Consider the following 20,588-nt stretch of genomic DNA (forward strand, 5'->3'; position numbering starts at 1 on the left):
TAATTAGGATGAGGTGAATGGGATGAAGATGGTTTTTCGCTGGTTTGGCGAAGGCAATGACACGGTATCGCTGGATCAGATCCGGCAAATCCCCGGCGTCGAAGGCATTGTATGGGCATTGCATGATGTTCCTGCAGGCGACGAGTGGCCGATGGACAAAATACTTGCTGTCAAGGCAGCTGCGGACAAAGCCGGGCTGCATCTGGATGTCGTAGAAAGTGTTAATATTCATGAAGATATCAAGCTTGGCCTGCCTTCCCGGGACAAGTATATTAGCAATTACATTAAAACCATGGAGAAACTTGCCCAAGTAGGTGTCAAGGTAATCTGTTATAATTTCATGCCGATCTTCGATTGGCTGCGTACCGACCTGCACAAAGAAATGGAGGACGGATCAACAGCTCTCTTCTATGAGGCCAGCAAAATTGAGAACATAGAGCCACTTGAACTGGTTCGCAAAATTAATGAAAACTCCACCCTGACGATGCCGGGTTGGGAACCGGAACGACTGCAGTACTTGACAGGCTTGTTCGAAGCCTACAAAGATGTGAGTGAGGAAGATATGTGGGATAATGCACGTTACTTCCTGCAAGAGATCATCCCTGCCGCCGAGCGGCTTGGCATTCGAATGGCTATCCATCCGGATGATCCGCCATGGCCGATCTTTGGATTACCTAAGATTATTATCAATCAAGACAATGTGCGCAGATATCTGAATCTGTACGATAGTCCGGCGAATAGCGTGACCCTGTGCAGCGGCTCTCTGGGGGCGAACCCGGACAATGATATCATCGGTATGATTCATGAATTCGGAGATCGGATACCATTTGCCCACATCCGTAATGTGAAGGTCTATGAGAATGGCGACTTTATCGAAACTTCTCACCGGAGTCAGGACGGAAGCGTAGATATCGCAGGGGTTGTAGAAGCCTATCATCATATTGGTTATGAAGGGTACGCGCGGCCTGACCACGGACGGCATTTGTGGGGAGAAGAATGCCGACCAGGTTACGGGCTATATGATCGCGCACTCGGTATTATGTATCTCTGGGGTGTCTGGGATTCACTTCAAAGGAGGGCTAACGCATGAGCGAACACAGTTCGAATCTGAATCTGGAACGTACTTCTCGCCTTCAGGGCAAAACAGCCGTGATTACCGGAGGGGCAGGCGTATTATGCCGCTCCATGGCTGAAGAACTCGCAAGACACGGCGCCAATGTGGCTATCCTGAACCGGACGGTATCCAAAGGTCAAGAGGTTGCATCCGCAATTGAAAAAGCCGGAGGTCGTGCCATTGCCGTTGCATGTGATGTTACCCAGGCCGAAAGTGTACAGGCGGCAGCAGATATCGTGCGCGAGCAACTCGGCCCTTGTGACATATTGATTAACGGTGCAGGCGGTAACAACGCCAGTGCCAATACAACGAATGAAATTTTTAAACCGGAGGATTTGGGTAATCCGGATGTAACCACCTTTTTTGATGTCAGTGTAGAGGGCTTTCGACAGGTCATGGATCTGAATTTTGTCGGTTCCCTCATCCCGACTCAAATTTTTGCCAAACACATGATTGAACGCGATGTACCGGCTACGGTCATCAATATATCGTCCATGAGCGCCCCCTCTCCCATGACCAAAGTACCTGCGTATAGTGCGGCCAAGGCTGCCATTAACAATTTTACGCAGTGGCTCGCGGTGCATCTGGCGGAATCTGGGATTCGAGTCAATGCGATCGCGCCAGGCTTTTTCCTGACCGAGCAGAACCGCAACTTGCTATTGAAGCCAGACGGATCACCAACAGAGCGCTCCAGCAAAATTATTGCGCACACCCCAATGCGCCGTTTTGGTAAACCTGAGGATCTACTCGGTACATTAATGTGGCTGGCAGATGAGCATCAATCAGGTTTCGTAACCGGCATTGTTGTGCCTGTAGACGGCGGATTCATGGCTTATTCCGGCGTGTAGCCTTCTTTTTGGAATATCAATTGTCTTGACTGGATTTACAATCAAACCGAACTTCGTGATATACTCGCGGGCTTCGGTTTTTTGCGTTAATTTGACGTTTAAGCCAGTAAGGAATAAGTTGGAACGTTGTGGGCAAGGATTGTGGGTGTAAAGGATGGTGAGACGTATATGATGGAGGAAACTACGGTTGTTGCCGTTCGAGCGATTATCGCTTTTCTAACCCTAATTGTCTATACGAGAGTACTAGGGAAACAACAGATGGGCAACCTGACCTATTTTGATTATATAAATGGTATTACGATTGGCTCTATTGCAGGGACGTTTGCCACGGACTTGTCGTCCAAAGCGTGGATTCATTTTGTCGCGTTAACCATCTTCACCTTGATCACCATCATTTTTCAATACATTACGCTGAAAAGCCGAGCCTTTTCCCAAATCATGGACTCTGACCCCACCCTGGTCATTCAAAACGGTAAAATTCTGGAGCAAAATCTGAATCAAATGCGTGTGAAGTTCGACGAACTCACCATGATGCTGCGGCAAAAAGATGTATTTGACCTGACCACGGTTGATTATGGCATTTTGGAACCGGATGGCACCTTATCTATTGCGTTGAAACCGGAGAATCAACCCGTAACCGCAAAGGATATGCATATACATCCAACACCTCAGAAACTCATGACCGAGCTAATTATCGACGGTGTATTAATGAAAGAAAAACTGGCGGAACGGAATAAGGACAGCCGCTGGTTAACCGAGCAATTGAAAAATCAAAATCTGAAGATTCAAGATATTGCATTTGCAGCTATTTTACCGAATGACCAGTTATACATCGATTTGTATAAGGATCGGTTATCAGAAAACGGAGCGAGCGCAGATCAGGATCAACATGACCATAAATAATCTCTGAAGCATGTCCGTGACGGAGGGTTCCCTGTAGAAATAAATCTTTAGTTAAATTTATTGAAAAACAATCTGGTCAGACTTGTCACAGGAGGTTCTGAAATGAAAAAGCATAAATGGCTACTCTACACCATACCCATCATCATGCTGCTGCTGTTCATTGCGATCATGGTCAGCGGTCCTTTGCTGAAAAAGCCATTTGGCACACAGGACAGATTACTTGAATCCATCGAGAAATTAGAGAAGCAAGTTCAGGACAAACAGTGGACACACGCCAAAGCCCAGGTCGAGTATGCCATGCAAGCTTGGGATCGGATCGTTAACCGTATTCAATACAGTGTGGAGCGTGAAAGTATCTACGATATTCTGGGTGCACTTGCACGCATTCAGGGTGGTATTGTCGCAAAAGATGATCAGGCGATCATGGAGGAGATCTATTACTTCTATGCGTTATGGGACAACCTTGGTGACTAACTACCATCTATCTAAAAGTAGCTACATCAGAGATAGAAATCGGTGCAGACTATATAAAAAAAAATAAAAAGCACCCCTTTTTGAGAAAAGAAAGTGCTCCTTATTCCTCCTTCACACTGGCTCCGTATCTACAAGAGGATCTATGCTCTGTTAAACCCACGGGATCTTGGCTTGGATGAACTTGCCGTGCCTTCTTTGCGGAAGAAAAGTGCGAGCGCACCTTTTGCGCACCATAAGGCAAACAATGCAAACAACGTTCCCCAGAACAGCGCTGGCATGAACGTCTGCTGTGCCAGATTGGCTGCATCCCCGGCCTGAGATGGACGAGTCCAGGATGCCCAACCGATATACATCGCACTGACCACCGACTCCTCCAGCGTAATAAAGGCCAGCAGCAGGTAGTAATACTTGGCGATCTTTACACCAAATATCATAATAACCACATTCAACGCGATAAATCCGGTCAACCACAACATACCGAATTCACCTCTGACATATAAAAGCAGCGACACAAGGGCAACAGCCGTCATGATCCCCAGGCCCCACGTGTGCCGACCTTTACGGTACAAGTAAAACAGCAGCCATGCAAAAAGCGATGCACCAATGTACCCTGCCAGCGAAACCAAAATCGCTCTTCCCGATGTCAACATTGACGAATACGTTACACCGCTATGATCCGCGTATAATTCAATGCGCAGCACTTTACCAGACAAAACCAGTGTCATTAGCGCATGAGCGAATTCATGAATCATCGTATCCAAATTACGAAACAAGGACGAGAACGGGATAAACCGGGTTAGAAATACAGAGGCCATAAGAAAAAGTATCGTTTTGAGCCACTTGTTCAATCTGTTCAGACCTCCTTGCCTTCAAGTCGCGAGCCTATCCATTATATTACGTCAGGCTTACCTACTTCGTTTCGTCTTTTAAAATCAAGCGCGCACTGCTCAATCCACCAGCAGAAACTTCGATTGTGTCCAATGAAAAAAGAAGATAGATCATATCGCCCCCGCCCTTGCTCAAAAGTAACCAGAAGGCGATTTCGCATACGTAGAATGGCATCGTTCACAAATTGCTCCGCGGCTTTACTGTGGATAAGCGTCACGTACGCATATAGTGAATGATCGACAGGTTCATCCAGCGGACTGACCCCGGCACATGAAAACTCGGTCTGCACCCCTACTTCCTGCAGCAGGCTCAGTGTCCGAACCAGTTCTGTATCGACTTCTACCCCATTCCATATCGCCGTCCGTTTGGGTGACACGGTTCGTTTGTCCCGTTCTGTCCAGTGCAGGAGTTCCTGTTTCCGTCTTCTCCACAGACGGGTAGGCTGTTCACTTAACAGCACTTCCTGTTCTTCATTTCCTTCATATAAATTCATCTTGTTCCTCCCGGTCTGCATATCCGATCAACTCAAACGAAAGAGAGCACATCACTGTGCTCTCTGCTTCGCAAAAGGCAAAGGAATAGGTCACATTCATTCCTCAGCATGTTGTTATATTGTACCTTTTTCGGTGAAAAGCATCAAATGACAATCATCGTTGCTACTCGTTCAATGCCAGCTTCAATGCTTCCAGATTCTCTCTCATCACACTGATGTAATCTTTGCCTGCCTTAATCTCATCTTCGGTCAGACCTTCGATGGGATTTAACACGGCTGTCTTGGCACCAATCTCTTGTGCAATGGTCTCGGATACTTTGGATGAAACAAGGGTTTCGAAAAAGATTGTTTTTACCTTGTGTTCCTTGGCAAAATCAATAACCGACGCCATCTGCGCTGCGGATGGTTCCTGCTCAGGAGACAATCCCGCAATCGGAACCTGCTGCAAACCATACTCCGCTGCCAGATATGCAAAAGCCGCGTGTTGTGTAATGAAGTCCTTCCGTTTGCTGTCCTTCACAGCCGATTTGAAGTCCTGATCCAGTGCTTCCAGCTTGGCGATATATGCATCGGCGTTCTGCTTGAACTGATCTGCATGTTGAGGTGCGGCTTTGGCAAGTCCTGCTTCAATGTTACGCACTTCTTTGATAGCCAGTGCCGGGGATAACCATACATGAGGATCAAGTCCGCCATGATCGTGGTCATGTTCTTCGCCTGCCGCGGAAGCATCGTCATGGTCATGACCTTCTTTTGCAGTAGCATCATCTGCATGATCATGCTCTTCGGTCGTTGTTGCTTTGTCCGCGTGATCGTGGTCATGTTCTTCTTCTTCTCCACCTTCACGAATGCTAATCCCTTGACTGGCTTCCACCTGTACAAGTTTGCTATTGCTTAGGCTGTCTTTGACCTGATCCATCCAGGACTCCATGCCTGCCCCGTTGTAGACCAGAACATCTGCTTTTTCAATGCTCGCGATGTCCTGAGGTGTTGGTTCCCAGTCATGGGGCTCCATAGCTGGCGGAATAAGGGTATGTACATTGGCCAGATCACCCGCTACGTTTTTGGTAAAGTCATACATCGGATAAAAGCTGACCTCTACATTCAATTTTTGTTCTGCAGTCGCGGGAGTTGATGCAGCTGCGGCCTGATCCGGATTGGAGGTTGTTGTTTTTTGGCCGCAGCCTGTTGCAACAAGTGCCAAACTGAAAATAAGTCCCAGCGCGGTAGTTTTGCCAAATTTCATCGTATAATTTCCCCATTTCATCTTTATGTGTTACTTTTCGAATGAATATATAACGTTGCTGTCTGCTGTTGTTTTACTGCGCGATGACGTTTACGGTTGTATAGTGAAATCAGCTTTTGAGCCGATATTCCAGTCAACAGGAAAAGTAAAAGGATGAGAGCAATCGTACCTCCCGGAGGTGTATTCCACTGATACGAAGCGGTGAGCCCGCTAAAAATGCCCGTCAAACCTGTAATGATAGCAATAACAATGGCTGCGGCAAAACTGCGCGCAACTCTCAAAGCTAATGCCGCCGGTAATACGATTAATGCAGAGACAAGCAGTACACCTACGATTGGCATCGCAGAGGCCACGGTCATTCCGGTTAGTATCGCAAAAGCAAAGGATAAACCTTTAACCTGAACGCCCCCAATAGAGGCCGTCTCTTCATCAAATGTTAAATTGTACAACGGTCTTCGCAGAACGATAAAAAAAGTCAATCCGATCAAACATACCGCTACCATCATCCACAGCTGGATATTACTCACAGCGACGATAGAACCAAACAGATAAGAACTGAAGGTTTTGGACAGATTCATTTTCAGACTCATTAACACAACAGCCAGAGCCAGACCTGAGGTCATAATGATCGCAACAGGCACCTCACTGTATGTGCGATAACTTCGCCTTAGCTGCTCCACCAGGAGTGCACCAATAATCGCAACAGCGAAACCGCTCAGAACCGGATTCAGGTTCATGACGGAACCCAGAGCAACCCCTGCAAGCGAAACGTGAGAAAGTGTGTCCGCCATCAGCACCTGCCGCCTAAGCATCAGATATACACCCAGAATGGGTGCAATAATCCCAATTAGTCCTCCTGCCCAGAAAGCACGTTGCATGAATTCGTACTCAAACACTGCCATTCCTCACTTTCTTGTCGCTCCAAGGTGATCGTTCGATCAAGCCGGCTAGCCACCTCTTCCAGACCATGTGTAACCATAATGATGGTAAGACCATGAACATCTGCATAGTGACGCATCAAGTCATAAAAACCTTCTCTGCTGCGCCGATCCATACCGGTGGTGGGTTCATCCAGCACAAGAACTTGAGGCTGTCCAGCCAAGGCTCGTGCGATACAGATTCGCTGCTTCTGTCCACCCGAAAGCTCTCCTACGCGTGCGTTGCGGTATTCCCACATGCCAACCTCACGCAGGCTTCGTTCAACAATCGCTTCTTTGTCCGAAGTGAATCTCCGAAAAAGGCCCAGCTTATGATAACAACCGGATCGCACCAGTTCGATGACAGTGCTGGGAAAGCCACTATTAAACGAGGCAACTTGCTGCGGCACATAACCGATCTCCAATTTTTTGCCTCGGAGCTGCTGTCTATTCATATGTACCGAACCGCTCCAGGGCTTCAAAAGCCCCAGCAGCAGTTTCAGCATCGTAGTCTTCGCAGAGCCATTCGGCCCCGTGATGCCGACAAATTCGCCCACATGAATATCCAGCGACAGCTGATCGATGACCGCCTCTTTGCCATATCCAAAAACGACATCACGCATGGAAGATAAAATCATGGTGTTACCTCTTTCTTTTTTCGTAAATATTACGATTTATAAAAATCAAAATTTTTTAGCGTGTTTCCCGGTGGATTGTCATCTTCTTCAAACGAGGTGAATACTTTTTCATCTCCAGACGTTCTGGATGGTTACGCTTGTTCTTCGTTGTTGTATAGTTGCGATCTCCGCACTCCGTGCAGGCTAAAGTTACAATGACTCTCATGGTGTTGCCTCCTCTTGTTTATTCGTAATTATTACTATTTATTGATAGTATCCTATGCCTTTTATTTTGTCAACTTCTTATCTTAGCTCCACTGTGGAAAAGGATCTTTCAGCTCGCGCCAATTCATGTGCATCTCTTCATCTGTAAGCAATGTCTCGTCCAATGTTCGTTCAATGGATGCACGATCCATATCAATCCCGATAAATACCAGCTTGGTAACCCGGTCACCCCACTCTTCATCCCAATCCGGAATAGCTGGAAGCGTGTCACCAAAATGAAGCTGACGCTCCTCCTCACTCATCGCTCCTACCCATATTCCAGCAGGTGCAAGCTGTTTGGACGTACCCGCATGACTAAACGAAATAGCCATATGGTTACGAGTAGCCATCCACATCAAGCCTTTGGATCGAACGATACTGTCAGGCCACTTGGCAATCCAGCGCAGCAGGCGCTCGGGATGGAATGGCCGTTTGCGGTGGTATACAAACGAATGAATACCGTATTCCTCGGTCTCAGGCGTATGCTCCTCTTTCATTAATTCGCGGATCCAGCCCGCGGACTGGCTTGCTTTTTCAAAATCAAACCGTCCTGTGTTCAAAATCTCTCTCGGATCAATCTGCCCATGCGTCGTGCGAACCAACTTGGCCTCTGGCTGCATCGCATGCAGTGCTTTTTCCAGCTTGGATAGCTCTTCTTCGGACACCAGATCACATTTGTTTAGCACAAGAACATCGCAAAATTCAACCTGGTCGGTCAGCAAATGCACAATGCCCCGCACGTCATCTTCTCCTGCTTCCTGTCCGCGATCTTTAAGCGTCTCTTTCGAATAGAAGTCACGCCAAAACTGAGCAGCATCCACCACCGTTACCATTGTGTCCAAACGAGTGAATTGGGTCAGATCAATGCAGAGTTCCTCATCAATGTACGTAAAGGTCTGTGCCACCGGAACCGGTTCACCAATGCCTGTGGATTCAATTAATATGTAGTCAAACGAGCCATCCAGCGCAAGCCGCTCCACCTCTTTCAGCAAATCTTCACGAAGTGTGCAGCAGATGCACCCGTTTGACATCTCCACGAGCTTCTCATCGATCCGGGATAAACCGCCTCCGTCCCGAATCAACCCTGCATCAATATTGACTTCACTCAGATCGTTTACGATGACAGCCACACGCATGCCCTCTCGATTATGAAGCACGTGGTTTAGCAAGGTGGTTTTACCCGCTCCAAGATAACCGCTAAGAACCGTAACCGGTACTCGATTGTGAATTTGTTGTTGTTGATCTGTTACTGACATCATAGGTTCCTCCACTTCTTATGGGTGAATTTAAGTGATCCATCAAAGCTTTCGGGATGTTGAGATAGAAATAGGGATGATGGATGGTGTACTTAGATAATGTGCTTATTTGGGCGATATATTTAATCGTAATTATTACGATTAAATATACATGAAGAACTATACCTTACTGCTCCTTCGCTTGTCAACTGGCACTTGTTAACGAGCACTTTAATCGTAATTCCACTGATTAACTGACTAAATCGATGTATGTTGCAGCGAGTACAAGCATATATTCTAGCAAAGTTCTAGTAATGGAGGTCTATTCATGAGAATCGCAGCCAGTTTGAAATTTCTCACCTTTCTGGTTCCCTGTGCTTTTCTGGTTCCGGTTATTATTGCGTTTGCCCCGGATCTCAATAAGGTCTGGAATAGCGAAGCGTTGCAAAATATAAAAACGGTATTTGTGAGTATTTTTCTGGAGGCAGCCCCCTTTCTTCTCATGGGGGTGTTCTTATCCTCTCTTATGCAGTGGTTCGTATCCGAAGAGATGGTGCGAAGACTCACACCCAAACATCCCGCTGGCGGCGTACTAGTGGCGGGGCTGCTAGGTATTATTTTTCCCATCTGTGAATGCGGAATGATTCCGGTTGTACGGCGGCTTATGCATAAAGGCATGCCTGCATATATTGCGGTGACGTTTATTTTAAGCGGCCCTGTCGTCAATCCGATTGTGTTTACAGCAACTCTAATGGCATTTCCTAGTCATCCAGAGATCACCATCGCTCGTATGGGGCTGGCTTTTGCTGTGGCGGCTGCCGTTGGCGGGCTTGTATATGTTTTTGTGAAACGTAACCCTCTGCGCATACCCAAAGCGGTCGTGACCGAAGTAAAAACACATCCTGGGTTTAAAATGGCTTCCTCACCTCATTCTCATAAACCAACACATACACATTCAGATGTCCACGCTCACTCGCATGGAGGCACCCATGACCATCATCACTCTCATAAGAAGGACTGGCGCAGCTTTTTCATCCACGCTGGGGACGAGTTTGTCGATATGAGCAAATACCTGGTCATTGGTGCGTTGATTACAGCGTGTATTCAGACGTTCGTGAGTCGCAGTGATCTGATCGCGCTCGGAAACGGCCCGGTTGCATCGTATGTGTTTATGATGGGTTTTGCATATGTGCTGTCCTTATGTTCTACATCGGATGCTTTTGTTGCGTCAGCCTTCTCACATACGTTTGCTTTGGGTCCGCTGATTTCCTTCCTTGTGCTCGGCCCGATGTTGGATTTCAAAAGCACGCTTATGTTACTCTCCACCTTCCGCACACGCTTTGTCATTGGCTTAAGTCTGGCGATTATCGTTTTGGTTTTTGCCGGGTCATGGCTGGTGAACTTCTTTGGATGAAGATGGTACTGGGAAAAGCTTCGCTTCTTCATTTGTTTCGGCCCTTTCCGTTATTGAGCCAATCCATGTTCAACTTCTATATCAAACTAATGAGTTTTGAACAGATCGATGATAATGAAAAGTGCATTCGATTAATTCCGTTACTGATGAATGCTATTAATGATTAATGGTATTAACTATTTTTCCGGCAGAGGTTTCATGAATGTTGAATGATTTACATGAGAAAGGAGTGCAAGTCATGGCTCACGCAAATCATGCGATGAACAAGAACTTTTTTTCAAAAAGGATTGTCGTTCAGTGGCATACCCTCATTCGTGCAGGTTGGATTGGCAGTCTGGCTGTGTATATTATGCACCTCAAATCCAGCAACTCCCTCCACTATTATCTGGCTCCTACGATGCAAAAGTTGCTTCTAGGTTGTGCAGTTCCACTCCTGTTTATAGCTGTAATTATGGCTTGGCATGCTCTTTTTGGTCGAAATGAATTCGACTGTGATTGTGAGCATCCTCCTCCTTCTGGGCTTTTCCGCAGCTCAATGGTCTATGGTTTGATTGCTTTACCATTATTACTTGGATTTCTGCTCCCAGATCAAGCTTTGGGTAGTTCGATGGCCAGTCAGAAAGGCATGTCCCTAACGTATGCTCCGCCTGAAATAAGGCGTAAAGACCCGTTACCAGATGCGGTTGCTAGGTTGAGCGTACAAGATTACACGGTCACGCAAGGTACAAAACAGCTAAATGACAAGTTATCCGAAGTATCTGCCAGTGTGCAGTTTGTGCCGCCTGACGAGTATAGCCGCGAATTCGCGGAGCTGGCAGAAAAGTTATACGTAGAACCTGTCATTCAGGTGCATCCGGAGATATTCTCGGAAACCCTCGGCACCATTGATATGTTCCAGCGCCAGTTCACAGGCAAAGAGATTATGCTGACCGGATTTGTTTACCGGGACGATAACATGGAGCATACATCTCATTTTGCATTAGGACGTTTTCTCGTGATGTGTTGCCCAGCAGATGCGGCTCCTTTTGGCGTGATGATTCATATTCCAGATGCCAACAAGTTTGAGAAGGACAGTTGGGTACAGATTCGCGGTACCATTGGCTCGGCGCAAGTCGACGGTAGAGATACGATGGAAATTCAGGCAACGTCCGTAACACCGATCAATCAGCCAGCTTCTCCATACATTTATACCAGCGCAGATTCTGTAACGGCATATGATAAGATTATGAGCGGGCAGAAGTGAGAGAACATGAGTCTGAGGAGGAACAATCTGATATGCGAGATAAGACTAGGAGTAGTAGAGACAACATGAGTAACTTAGGGAACAACATGAGTAACTTAGAAACACCGTAAGTTACTTAGGTAACAACATGAGTAACTTAAACAACATGAGTAACTTAGAAACACTGTAAGTAACTTAGGGAACACTATAAGTTGTTTAGGAAACACCATAAGTAGTAAAGGTGCAGTTGTAACTTTGGTATGTATTGTCCGCTCCAGGATTCTAACGATCTCAGATGAGCTTATTTAGGTGAAAATAGGCTATTTGAAATTCTAACGATCACCAGAGAGCTTATTTCACCGAAAACACAAGAAAATGTCCTTTTTCACATCAAAATCCTAAAATAAGGTTTCCTGAGATCGTTAGAATATTTAAACGCGGAAAATAGCCCAAATAGCGTTCCTGGTGATCGTTAGAAAATTAATCTCATTGGATCGTTTCACACTCTCCATATTGGACACAAGTTAGTAGCAAGCTGGTGATGATCATCACGATGATCATAACGTTTTTAACTAACGAAGAGCGCCGACGTAGCACTTTCACGGTTCATTAGAGAACCAGAACATTGGACTGAGGTTTGTCGCATTGTGTGCTCAGCCGTATATTCAAGTTTACGTGCACTTCATCTCCGAACAAAAAAAGACGGGCAGATTATATCTGCTCCGTCTTTTTTCTTTATAATGTTCACCTGTATGTTTACAAGTGTGTATCTAAAATGTGTGCCAATAAGGGATCTCACGACAGTTTTGTGGTAGTCTAGCCGACTGCAATCAGCAGGTAAGTCATGAGTGAATCGTTACCCTGCTTATCGATCCCGCTTGTCTACCCAGCGTATCCTTTTACTCCGTTACGATATCATGAACCAATACAGGTGCATCGGCATGATCCGCAATCGTAATGTTTTCCTTGATTTTCGCAATTACGGCATCAACGTCTTCACGATTCGCATGGATGGTTACTAAAGATTCGCCAGCTTTCACCGGGTCTCCTACTTTTTTATTGAGCATCAAACCAACCGCCAGATCGATCTCAGACTCTTTTGTTGCACGACCTGCACCAAGCAGCATGGCAGCCGTTCCGATCTCATCCGCAACGATTCCAGCTACATAGCCGTCGCGATCTGCTGGAACCTCGATCAGATATTGTGCTTGTGGCAAGCGGTCTGGATGATCTACAACGGAAGCATCTCCGCCTTGGTTCGCTAAAAAATGTTTGAATTTCTCTAGCGCTTTACCGTTCTGGATCACTTCTTTGAGTTTTTCTTCCGCTTGCTCCAGTGAATCTGCTTTACCTGCGAGGTACACCATTTGACGTCCCAGTGCCAAGCACAGTTCTTCCAGATCTTTCGGACCTTTACCTTGTAGCGTAAGAATCGCTTCTTTGACTTCCAGAGCGTTACCGATGGCAAGTCCTAGTGGTTGGGACATGTCGGAGATAACCGCCATCGTTTTACGTCCAACATTGTTACCAATGCTAACCATGGCGTGTGCCAACTCTTTAGCATCTTCTGTTGTTTTCATAAACGCACCTGCGCCTGTTTTTACGTCCAGTACGATCGCATCTGCGCCTGCTGCGATTTTTTTGCTCATGATGGAGCTTGCAATCAATGGGATTGAGTTTACCGTTGCCGTTACGTCACGCAGCGCATACAGCTTTTTGTCCGCAGGCGTAAGGTTGCCGCTTTGGCCGATAACCGCAACCTTGTGCTCGTTTACGAGACGAATAAACTCTTCTTTTTCCAGCTCAACGTGGAAGCCTGCAACGGATTCCAGCTTGTCCGTCGTACCGCCCGTGTGTCCCAGACCACGACCAGACATCTTCGCCACAGGTACATCGAGTGCAGCTACGAGTGGTGCAAGTACCAAGGTAGTTGTGTCACCCACGCCTCCTGTGGAGTGTTTATCTACCTTAACCCCTTCGATAGCAGAAAGGTCGATTGTTTCGCCCGAGTTTACCATTGACATGGTCAGATCTGCACGTTCCTTATCCGTCATATCTTTGAAAAAGACAGCCATCGCCCAAGCGCTAACTTGATAATCCGGAATTTCCCCTTGTGTATATCCTTGAACAACGAAATCGATCTCCGCTGTTGTCAGTTCTTTTCCGTCACGTTTTTTGGCAATTATGTCTACCATTCTCATGATAATCTCTCCTTGTGTAAAATTAATTGAATGTACAGAACACGTGTTGAGCTGGAGCCGTTCCGGCCCCGGATCGTTCTTTCGATCGCTGTTGTCTCCACATTTCTTTGAATCACCATTTCCATGGTTAAAATTCGGAGACAAAGGCGCACGCTTCGCTTCTTCAGAATCGATTCCGGTTCCTCCACTCCACGCTTCAACACCAGTTTCGATACAATCCATTAGGGATTGTGTAATATATACCATTGAGCTGGAGCCGTTCCGGCCCCGGATCGTTCTTTCGATCGCTGTTGTCTCCATATTTCCCTGAATCACCATTTCCATGGTTAAAATTCGGAGACAAAGGCGCACGCTTCGCTTCTCCAGAATCGATTCCGGTTCCTTTACTCCATGCTTCAACACCAGTTTCGATACAATCCATTAGGGATTGTGTAATGTATACCGTTGAGCTGGAGCCGTTCCGGTCCCGGATCGTTCTTTCGATCGCTGTTGTCTCCACATTTCTTTGAATCACCATTTCCATGGTTAAAATTCGGAGACAAAGGCGCACGCTTCGCTTCTTCAGAATCGATTCCGGTTCCTCCACTCCACGCTTCAACACCAGTTTCGATACAATCCATTAGGGATTGTGTAATGTATACCATTGAGCTGGAGCCGTTCCGGCCCCGGATCGTTCTTTCGATCGCTGTTGTCTCCATATTTCCCTGAATCACCATTTCCATGGTTAAAATTCGGAGACAAAGGCGCACGCTTCGCTTCTTCAGAATCGATTCCGGTTCCTTTACTCCATGCTTCAACACCAGTTTCGATACAATCCATTAGGGATTGTGTAATGTATACCGTTGAGCTGGAGCCGTTCCGGTCCCGGATCGTTCTTACGATCGCTGTTGTCTCCAAATTTCTCTGAATCACCATTTCCATGGTTAAAATTCGGAGACAAAGGCGCACGCTTCGCTTCTTCAGAATCGATTCCGGTTCCTCCACTCCATGCTTCAACACCAGTTTCGATAGGTTTACAGTGTAATTGCTGTATCCAACGCCACAACCATCATGTCGTTAAATGTTTTTTGGCGCTCTTCAGCAGAAGTTTCTTCACCTGTCAGCAAGTGATCACTTACCGTTAGGATTGTCAAAGCATTCACACCGAACTTCGCAGCAATCGTATACAGTGCTGTTGTTTCCATCTCTACACCAAGCACGCCGTGTTTCATCAATTTCTCTGTCACGGAACGGTCATCACGATAGAAGGAATCGGAGCTAAACACGTTACCTACGTGGATATTCATGCCTTTAGCCGTTGCACGGTCATAGGCTTCCTTCAACAACGAGAACGTCGCAATTGGTGAGAAATCGTATCCACCGAAAACATGCTTGTTCATGCTGGAATCCGTACAAGCTGCTTGAGCAAGGATCACATCACGTACACGCACATGCTCCTGCATTCCGCCGCAAGTACCTACACGAATCAAGTTTTTCACGCCATATTCGCTGATCAGCTCATTCGCATAAATTGCGAATGATGGAATCCCCATACCTGAACCTTGCACCGAAATCCGGTGACCTTGATATGTACCTGTGAAACCGAGCATGCCACGAACTTCGTTGTAACAAACAACGTCTTCCAAATACGTGTCAGCAATGTATTTCGCGCGTAGTGGATCTCCTGGCAGAAGGATTGTTTCTGCGATATCTCCTGGTTTTGCTCCGATATGTGTACTCATGTGTAATCTCCTCCGATATAGATGATATTTAATACGATTAAGATGATCTTGAATTCTTGATGTCGATTCTTGTTGATGTCGAGTTTTGTTGAGTTCAATAAACGTTAGAGTAGCTTATGCCACTGCGGTGATCCAAATCCTAACCTCTACCTCGAATTCGGCATCATGACACAGTGCTTCGTATCTCGGCAGAGGTGGCAGGTTCAGGATCACCCCAACCATCTGAGATGCCCTCTCTGCCACAAGATACTATTTAAAACGCCTGTTTAATAAATCCGCACTTAAACGCAGTTTACTTCAACTCATTCAAGAAGCTTTTGCCATACTCCGGTAATTTCACACCAAAGTTATCTGCCACGGTTGCACCAAGATCGGCAAACGTGCTACGCAGTTCAAGCTTTTTACCCTCGCTGAAACGCGGGGAGTATGCCAGGAGTGGTACATATTCACGTGTATGATCTGTGCCGCGGTAGGTTGGATCGTTACCATGGTCGGCTGTGATTAGTAGCAGATCATCGTTTGTCATTTTCGCAAAAATCTCAGGCAAACGAGCATCATAATCTTCAAGGGCTTGCGCATAACCTTGCGGATCACGGCGGTGACCGTATAATGCATCAAAATCAACCAGGTTCAGGAAACTGAGTCCAGTAAACTCTTCGTCCAATGTCTCAGACAACTTGTCCATCCCATCCATATTGGAAACCGTACGAACGGACTTCGTTACCCCTTCACCATCGTAAATATCCGCAATTTTACCCAAAGCAATTACATCCAGACCGCCATCTTTTAACTCATTCATCACCGTGCGGCCAAATGGTTTGAGCGCGTAGTCATGACGGTTCGCCGTACGTTTCCAATTCCCCGCTTCACCTACGAACGGGCGGGCAATAATACGTCCCAGCATATACGGATCTTCAAGCGTGATTTCACGACAGAATTCACAGATCTCATACAGTTCTTTCAAAGGAACAATATCTTCATGGGCTGCAATTTGCAGGACAGAGTCAGCTGACGTGTAAACGATCAGCGCGCCTGTTTCTACATGCTCCGCACCCAGTTCATCCAAAATTTCTGTGCCGCTGGCTGGTTTGTTACCAATGACTTTACGACCTGTCTTCTCTTCGATGCGCTGAATCAGTTCATCCGGGAAGCCGTTCTCGAACACACGGAAAGGTGTATCAATGTAAAGGCCCATGATCTCCCAGTGACCTGTCATCGTGTCTTTACCACGGGAAGCTTCCTGCATTTTGGTGTAGTACGCTTTAGGTTTATCCGCAACAGGGATACCCTGAATTTGTTCAATGTTGGACAGTCCGAGACTGGCCATATTCGGCATGTTCAGACCTCCACGTTCACGTGCAATATGACCCAACGTATCGACGTCAAAATCATCAAATTCTGCTGCATCCGGCGCTTCGCCGATTCCTACAGAATCCATAACAATCAGATGTACTCTTTTGAATGTTGACATAACTTAAGCACTCCTTCCAGCTTCCAATATTCCGACTTACAAAAACAGTCCAGTGATGATCGCGGACAGCACGCTGACCAGCGATGCACCGTAAAGCAGCTTCAGACCGAAGCGGGCCACCACATTGCCCTGTTTCTCATGAAGTCCCTTCACCGCACCGGCAATAATACCGATGGAAGAGAAGTTGGCGAAGGATACGAGGAAGACGGATACGATACCTGTTGTTCTGGCAGACAAGGCGGTCTGTTTGCTCAGATCCAGCATCGCTACGAATTCGTTGGACACCATTTTGGTAGCCATGATACTTCCTGCCTGAATCGCTTCTTTCCAAGGGACACCCATAATAAAGGCAAAAGGTGCAAACACATAACCAAGCAGTTCCTGGAACGAAATACCGATCACTGAGCTGAATATTCCATTAATCAAGGCGATCAGGGCAACAAAACCAATCAGCATCGCTGCTACAATAATAGCCACCTTGAAACCATCCAGAATATACTCACCCAGCATTTCGAAGAACGATTGTTTCTCTTCTTCCTGCACTTCCAATATATCTTCTTCATCTGTAACCCGATATGGATTCACAATAGAAGCAATGATAAAACCACCAAAAAGGTTAAGCACCAGCGCTGTCACCACATATTTCGGATCAATCATCGACATATAGGCACCGACAATGGACATCGATACCGTGGACATGGCCGAGGCACACAAGGTGTACAGCCGATGTTTCGGCAATAAACCAATTTGTTTTTTCACCGATATGAACACTTCAGATTGCCCCAGAATAGCCGAAGCAACCGCGTTATATGATTCCAGTTTGCCCATTCCGTTGACTTTGCTTAATACCAGACCAATATATTTTATAACAAAAGGTAAGATTCGGATATACTGCAATATCCCAATCAAGGCAGAGATGACCACAATCGGCATAAGTACGTTGAGGAAGAAAGGAACTCCTTTATTTGCATCCTCGACTAACGTTAATCCACCAAAGACAAAGGCAATCCCTTCATTCGCGTACTCAAGCAAGCTTTTAAATATGGTAGCAAATCCGCCAATCAGCCAGGTTCCCACTCCCGTATTCAGCAAAGCGTAGGCCAGCACAATCTGTAAAACAATCATTACCGCAAGCGGACGATATCGAATCTGTTTCTTGCCGTTACTGGCGATATAAGCCAGTCCAAAAACAACGAGTAAGCCAAGAATGGCAATAAGGTATTTCATGTAATCTCTCCTTTGAAGGTCGTTAATCCCGTTGTATAAACAGCTCAAAGGGCATTGAATCTTACATTTAAACGTTTGGGACCATGTAATTTTCAGAAACATTTATAAAGCGCTTACAAATCGGGTTTAAAAATAAATAGCAGCTTATAGCACGTGTGAAAAATCCCTGAACCCTGTCATCCTTTCAACAGAGTTCAGGAGAATAACTCATTTTAGTAAGAAGAAGTGGACTGGCCGCCTTGCATGATTTTCACGCCAGAGCTTGCTCCGATTCGAGTTGCCCCTGCTTCAATCATTTTCTGCATATCTTCCAGACTGCGCACGCCGCCGGATGCTTTCACACCTACGTCGGGACCAACAGTACGGCGCATCAGAGCGATATCTTCCGGAGTTGCCCCACCTGTGGAGAAACCAGTTGATGTTTTCACAAAATCTGCTCCGGCTCTGACAGCCGCTTGACAAGCACGTACTTTTTCACCATCTGTCAACAGACAAGTTTCAATAATTACTTTCACCAATGTGCCTGCTGCTGCTTCAACAACTGCACGAATGTCCTGCTCTACAACATCATCTTTGCCGTCTTTTAGAGCGCCAATATTGATGACCATATCCACTTCTGTTGCACCTTTGGCGATGGCATCTTTCGTTTCAAATGCCTTTGTTTCGGAAGTTGATGCTCCCAGAGGGAAACCAATAACTGTACAGATATCTACGCCAGTGCCTTGAAGTTGCTCTGCAGCGTAAGATACCCAGCCCGGATTCACACATACCGATGCAAATTGGTACTGCTTCGCTTCTTCCGTCAGCTTGGTAAGCTCGTTACGAGTTGCGTCTGCACGAAGCAGCGTGTGGTCGATCATTTTGGCTAATTGTGGTGTAGTCAATTGAAATCTCTCCCTTATCTGAACTAGTGAACTTATATCCTTACCCTATCATGAACATATGTAAAAATCAACTTGAACATTCGTTCATTCATCATTTGTGAACCGAAAGGTGAACTTTCTGTTACACCATGAGGAAATATTACTTGTTTCGTGTTTATTTTCCGCCTTACATAGTAAAACATCCGCCCGGATGTCATGGCAGATGTTGTCACTGTTGAACTACATATGGAGTTGGGTAAGTGACAAGAGTATTCGCCACATGAGCGAGCCTTTTATTCGCTTTCCTATAAACGAAGCAATGCCTGCGCTGTGTATTGATCCGTAACCAAAATGTTGGCATACTGGCCTTTCAGAGCCGCATGAATCGCTTCAATTTTGCGCCCGCCGCCAGCGACGAGAATGGATTTCTCCTTATTTCTTAATTCAGCCAAATCAATCCCGACCGTCCTGCTGTTAATCTCCTCACTGATCAAGTGCCCTTCCGCATCAAAAAAACGTGAACAAATGTCACCCGCTCCGGACTTCATCAGAAGCTCCTGTTCTTGTTCGTTAAAATATCCCAGCTTGAACAGAAGTGCATCCTCTTTCACGGTTCCTACCGTAAATATGGCAATGTTCGCCTGTCTTCCCAGCTCGACAATGCGTCCAATGTGACGGTCGGCCTCGACCATTTTTTTCACTTCAATATTATCGAAGATCACCGGAAGCGGCAGATACCTGGGAACCGTATGGAACGCTTCCGCAAACAGATGAACAATATCCGCGGCATAGGTATTTATATGGGAGTGACTTACGCCCCCTTTAAGCTGTACCACTTCTACGCCCTTCACCTGCTTGGGTCTGAGTTGACGTGCGACCGCATGCATGGTTGTTCCCCATGTCACACCGATAATGTCCGCATCCTGCACGGTGTCCTGCAAATAATCAGCGGCTCTCTTGCTTATATGCTTCTGAATCTCCTCATCACTCTTCAAAGGTGCGAAGCATACCAGTGCCGTCTCCAAATTGTATTTGGCTTTCAGTTCCCCGCCGATAATATCAATATCCTCCAGCGGGTCCATAATTTCAATGCGCACGTACCCTCGGTCTTTGGCATATTGAAGAAGTCTCGATACGGTAGGACGTGATACACCCAGTCTTGAGGCAATATCCTGCTGACTGTAATCGGACTGATAATACAATTTTGCCGCTTCAATGCTTAAACGCTGTTTCTCCAAGTCCATTCCCATGTGCATTCATCTCACTCATCTTATTATCGTTGGAAAATAAAATAAAACGTTTAACCTCAATTTCCGGTATATAGCTGGCTGAACTTGTACGCACAAAGCTCATTCCGCTACAATACTTGTCCTTATATATTATACATATATTAAAGTTTCCATCACTATATTTTGCCAAAAGTCGGAGTACACACCGCCTTCACTATCTCAATGACTAACTTTACCCGTCTTT

Annotated in this window: 22 protein-coding genes; 6 read left to right on the forward strand and 16 right to left on the reverse strand. The window is 46.2% G+C overall.

Features of this window, described 5'->3' with window-relative positions:
* The first annotated feature begins 22 nt into the window (after window positions 1-22).
* The 4 genes from uxuA (at window position 23) to AC1VYS_RS15750 (ending at window position 3,339) form a co-directional block, all read left to right on the forward strand.
* Window positions 23-1,090: a mannonate dehydratase gene (gene uxuA, locus AC1VYS_RS15735; protein WP_482910480.1), complete on the forward strand. Its 1,068-nt coding sequence runs from the start codon at window positions 23-25 to the stop codon at window positions 1,088-1,090.
* Window positions 1,087-1,962 (forward strand): SDR family oxidoreductase, encoded by an 876-nt coding sequence (locus tag AC1VYS_RS15740; protein WP_482910481.1) that lies wholly within the window; start codon window positions 1,087-1,089, stop codon window positions 1,960-1,962. Before uxuA ends, AC1VYS_RS15740 begins: the two co-directional genes overlap by 4 nt.
* Window positions 1,963-2,130: 168 nt before the next feature.
* The gene (locus AC1VYS_RS15745; RefSeq protein WP_482934383.1) at window positions 2,131-2,865 is read left to right on the forward strand and encodes a DUF421 domain-containing protein; all 735 of its coding nucleotides are present in this window, start codon (window positions 2,131-2,133) and stop codon (window positions 2,863-2,865) included.
* A gap of 102 nt (window positions 2,866-2,967) precedes the next feature.
* Entirely contained in the window at window positions 2,968-3,339 is a 372-nt protein-coding gene (locus AC1VYS_RS15750; protein ID WP_482910483.1) for a DUF4363 family protein, read from the forward strand.
* 140 nt (window positions 3,340-3,479) lie between these two features.
* Here AC1VYS_RS15750 and AC1VYS_RS15755 read toward each other — a convergent pair whose 3' ends face one another.
* From AC1VYS_RS15755 to AC1VYS_RS15785, 7 genes are all read right to left on the reverse strand, one after another.
* A complete protein-coding gene (locus AC1VYS_RS15755; protein WP_482910484.1) occupies window positions 3,480-4,187 on the reverse strand; it encodes a M50 family metallopeptidase in 708 nt (235 codons plus the stop codon).
* Window positions 4,188-4,228: 41 nt separating this feature from the next.
* Complete coding sequence (locus tag AC1VYS_RS15760; RefSeq protein ID WP_482910485.1) at window positions 4,229-4,720, reverse strand: hypothetical protein; 492 nt, start codon at window positions 4,718-4,720, stop codon at window positions 4,229-4,231.
* A 163-nt stretch (window positions 4,721-4,883) separates the two neighbouring features.
* On the reverse strand, window positions 4,884-5,963 hold the full coding sequence (locus tag AC1VYS_RS15765; RefSeq protein ID WP_482910486.1) for a metal ABC transporter substrate-binding protein: 1,080 nt from the start codon (window positions 5,961-5,963) through the stop codon (window positions 4,884-4,886).
* Window positions 5,964-5,986: 23 nt separating this feature from the next.
* Window positions 5,987-6,865 carry a metal ABC transporter permease gene (locus tag AC1VYS_RS15770; RefSeq protein ID WP_482910487.1) on the reverse strand — a complete coding sequence of 293 codons (879 nt, stop codon included), beginning with the start codon at window positions 6,863-6,865 and terminating at the stop codon, window positions 5,987-5,989.
* On the reverse strand, window positions 6,811-7,518 hold the full coding sequence (locus tag AC1VYS_RS15775) for a metal ABC transporter ATP-binding protein (RefSeq protein WP_482910488.1): 708 nt from the start codon (window positions 7,516-7,518) through the stop codon (window positions 6,811-6,813). Before AC1VYS_RS15775 ends, AC1VYS_RS15770 begins: the two co-directional genes overlap by 55 nt.
* 55 nt (window positions 7,519-7,573) lie before the next feature.
* Window positions 7,574-7,723 carry a 50S ribosomal protein L33 gene (gene rpmG, locus AC1VYS_RS15780; protein ID WP_036613813.1) on the reverse strand — a complete coding sequence of 50 codons (150 nt, stop codon included), beginning with the start codon at window positions 7,721-7,723 and terminating at the stop codon, window positions 7,574-7,576.
* Between the two features lie 82 nt (window positions 7,724-7,805).
* Window positions 7,806-9,017: a GTP-binding protein gene (locus AC1VYS_RS15785; protein WP_482910489.1), complete on the reverse strand. Its 1,212-nt coding sequence runs from the start codon at window positions 9,015-9,017 to the stop codon at window positions 7,806-7,808.
* Window positions 9,018-9,324: 307 nt separating this feature from the next.
* Here AC1VYS_RS15785 and AC1VYS_RS15790 point away from each other — a divergent pair, with 307 nt between their 5' ends.
* Together AC1VYS_RS15790 and AC1VYS_RS15795 are read left to right on the forward strand one after the other, a co-directional pair.
* On the forward strand, window positions 9,325-10,410 hold the full coding sequence (locus tag AC1VYS_RS15790; protein ID WP_482910490.1) for a permease: 1,086 nt from the start codon (window positions 9,325-9,327) through the stop codon (window positions 10,408-10,410).
* A gap of 259 nt (window positions 10,411-10,669) precedes the next feature.
* Window positions 10,670-11,653, forward strand: coding sequence for a TIGR03943 family putative permease subunit (locus AC1VYS_RS15795; protein ID WP_482934384.1), 984 nt, complete (start codon window positions 10,670-10,672; stop codon window positions 11,651-11,653).
* 878 nt (window positions 11,654-12,531) lie between these two features.
* Here AC1VYS_RS15795 and AC1VYS_RS15800 read toward each other — a convergent pair.
* The 9 genes from AC1VYS_RS15800 to AC1VYS_RS15840 all read right to left on the reverse strand — a co-directional run bounded on the left by AC1VYS_RS15800 (window position 12,532) and on the right by AC1VYS_RS15840 (window position 20,359).
* Window positions 12,532-13,833 carry a pyrimidine-nucleoside phosphorylase gene (locus tag AC1VYS_RS15800; protein WP_482910492.1) on the reverse strand — a complete coding sequence of 434 codons (1,302 nt, stop codon included), beginning with the start codon at window positions 13,831-13,833 and terminating at the stop codon, window positions 12,532-12,534.
* Complete coding sequence (locus tag AC1VYS_RS15805) at window positions 13,830-13,952, reverse strand: hypothetical protein (RefSeq protein WP_482910493.1); 123 nt, start codon at window positions 13,950-13,952, stop codon at window positions 13,830-13,832. Before AC1VYS_RS15805 ends, AC1VYS_RS15800 begins: the two co-directional genes overlap by 4 nt.
* A gap of 77 nt (window positions 13,953-14,029) precedes the next feature.
* A complete protein-coding gene (locus tag AC1VYS_RS15810) occupies window positions 14,030-14,350 on the reverse strand; it encodes a hypothetical protein (RefSeq protein WP_482910494.1) in 321 nt (106 codons plus the stop codon).
* 77 nt (window positions 14,351-14,427) lie between these two features.
* A complete protein-coding gene (locus AC1VYS_RS15815) occupies window positions 14,428-14,754 on the reverse strand; it encodes a hypothetical protein (RefSeq protein ID WP_482934385.1) in 327 nt (108 codons plus the stop codon).
* 92 nt (window positions 14,755-14,846) lie between these two features.
* Window positions 14,847-15,554 (reverse strand): purine-nucleoside phosphorylase, encoded by a 708-nt coding sequence (gene deoD, locus AC1VYS_RS15820; RefSeq protein WP_482910496.1) that lies wholly within the window; start codon window positions 15,552-15,554, stop codon window positions 14,847-14,849.
* A gap of 292 nt (window positions 15,555-15,846) precedes the next feature.
* On the reverse strand, window positions 15,847-17,025 hold the full coding sequence (gene deoB / locus AC1VYS_RS15825; RefSeq protein ID WP_482910497.1) for a phosphopentomutase: 1,179 nt from the start codon (window positions 17,023-17,025) through the stop codon (window positions 15,847-15,849).
* 36 nt (window positions 17,026-17,061) lie between these two features.
* The gene (locus tag AC1VYS_RS15830; RefSeq protein ID WP_482910498.1) at window positions 17,062-18,252 is read right to left on the reverse strand and encodes a NupC/NupG family nucleoside CNT transporter; all 1,191 of its coding nucleotides are present in this window, start codon (window positions 18,250-18,252) and stop codon (window positions 17,062-17,064) included.
* 212 nt (window positions 18,253-18,464) lie between these two features.
* Window positions 18,465-19,112, reverse strand: coding sequence for a deoxyribose-phosphate aldolase (gene deoC, locus AC1VYS_RS15835; protein ID WP_482915021.1), 648 nt, complete (start codon window positions 19,110-19,112; stop codon window positions 18,465-18,467).
* A gap of 308 nt (window positions 19,113-19,420) precedes the next feature.
* Complete coding sequence (locus tag AC1VYS_RS15840) at window positions 19,421-20,359, reverse strand: sugar-binding transcriptional regulator (RefSeq protein WP_090924853.1); 939 nt, start codon at window positions 20,357-20,359, stop codon at window positions 19,421-19,423.
* Window positions 20,360-20,588 lie beyond the last annotated feature (229 nt).

The sequence above is a fragment of the Paenibacillus sp. G34 genome (assembly GCF_056856875.1).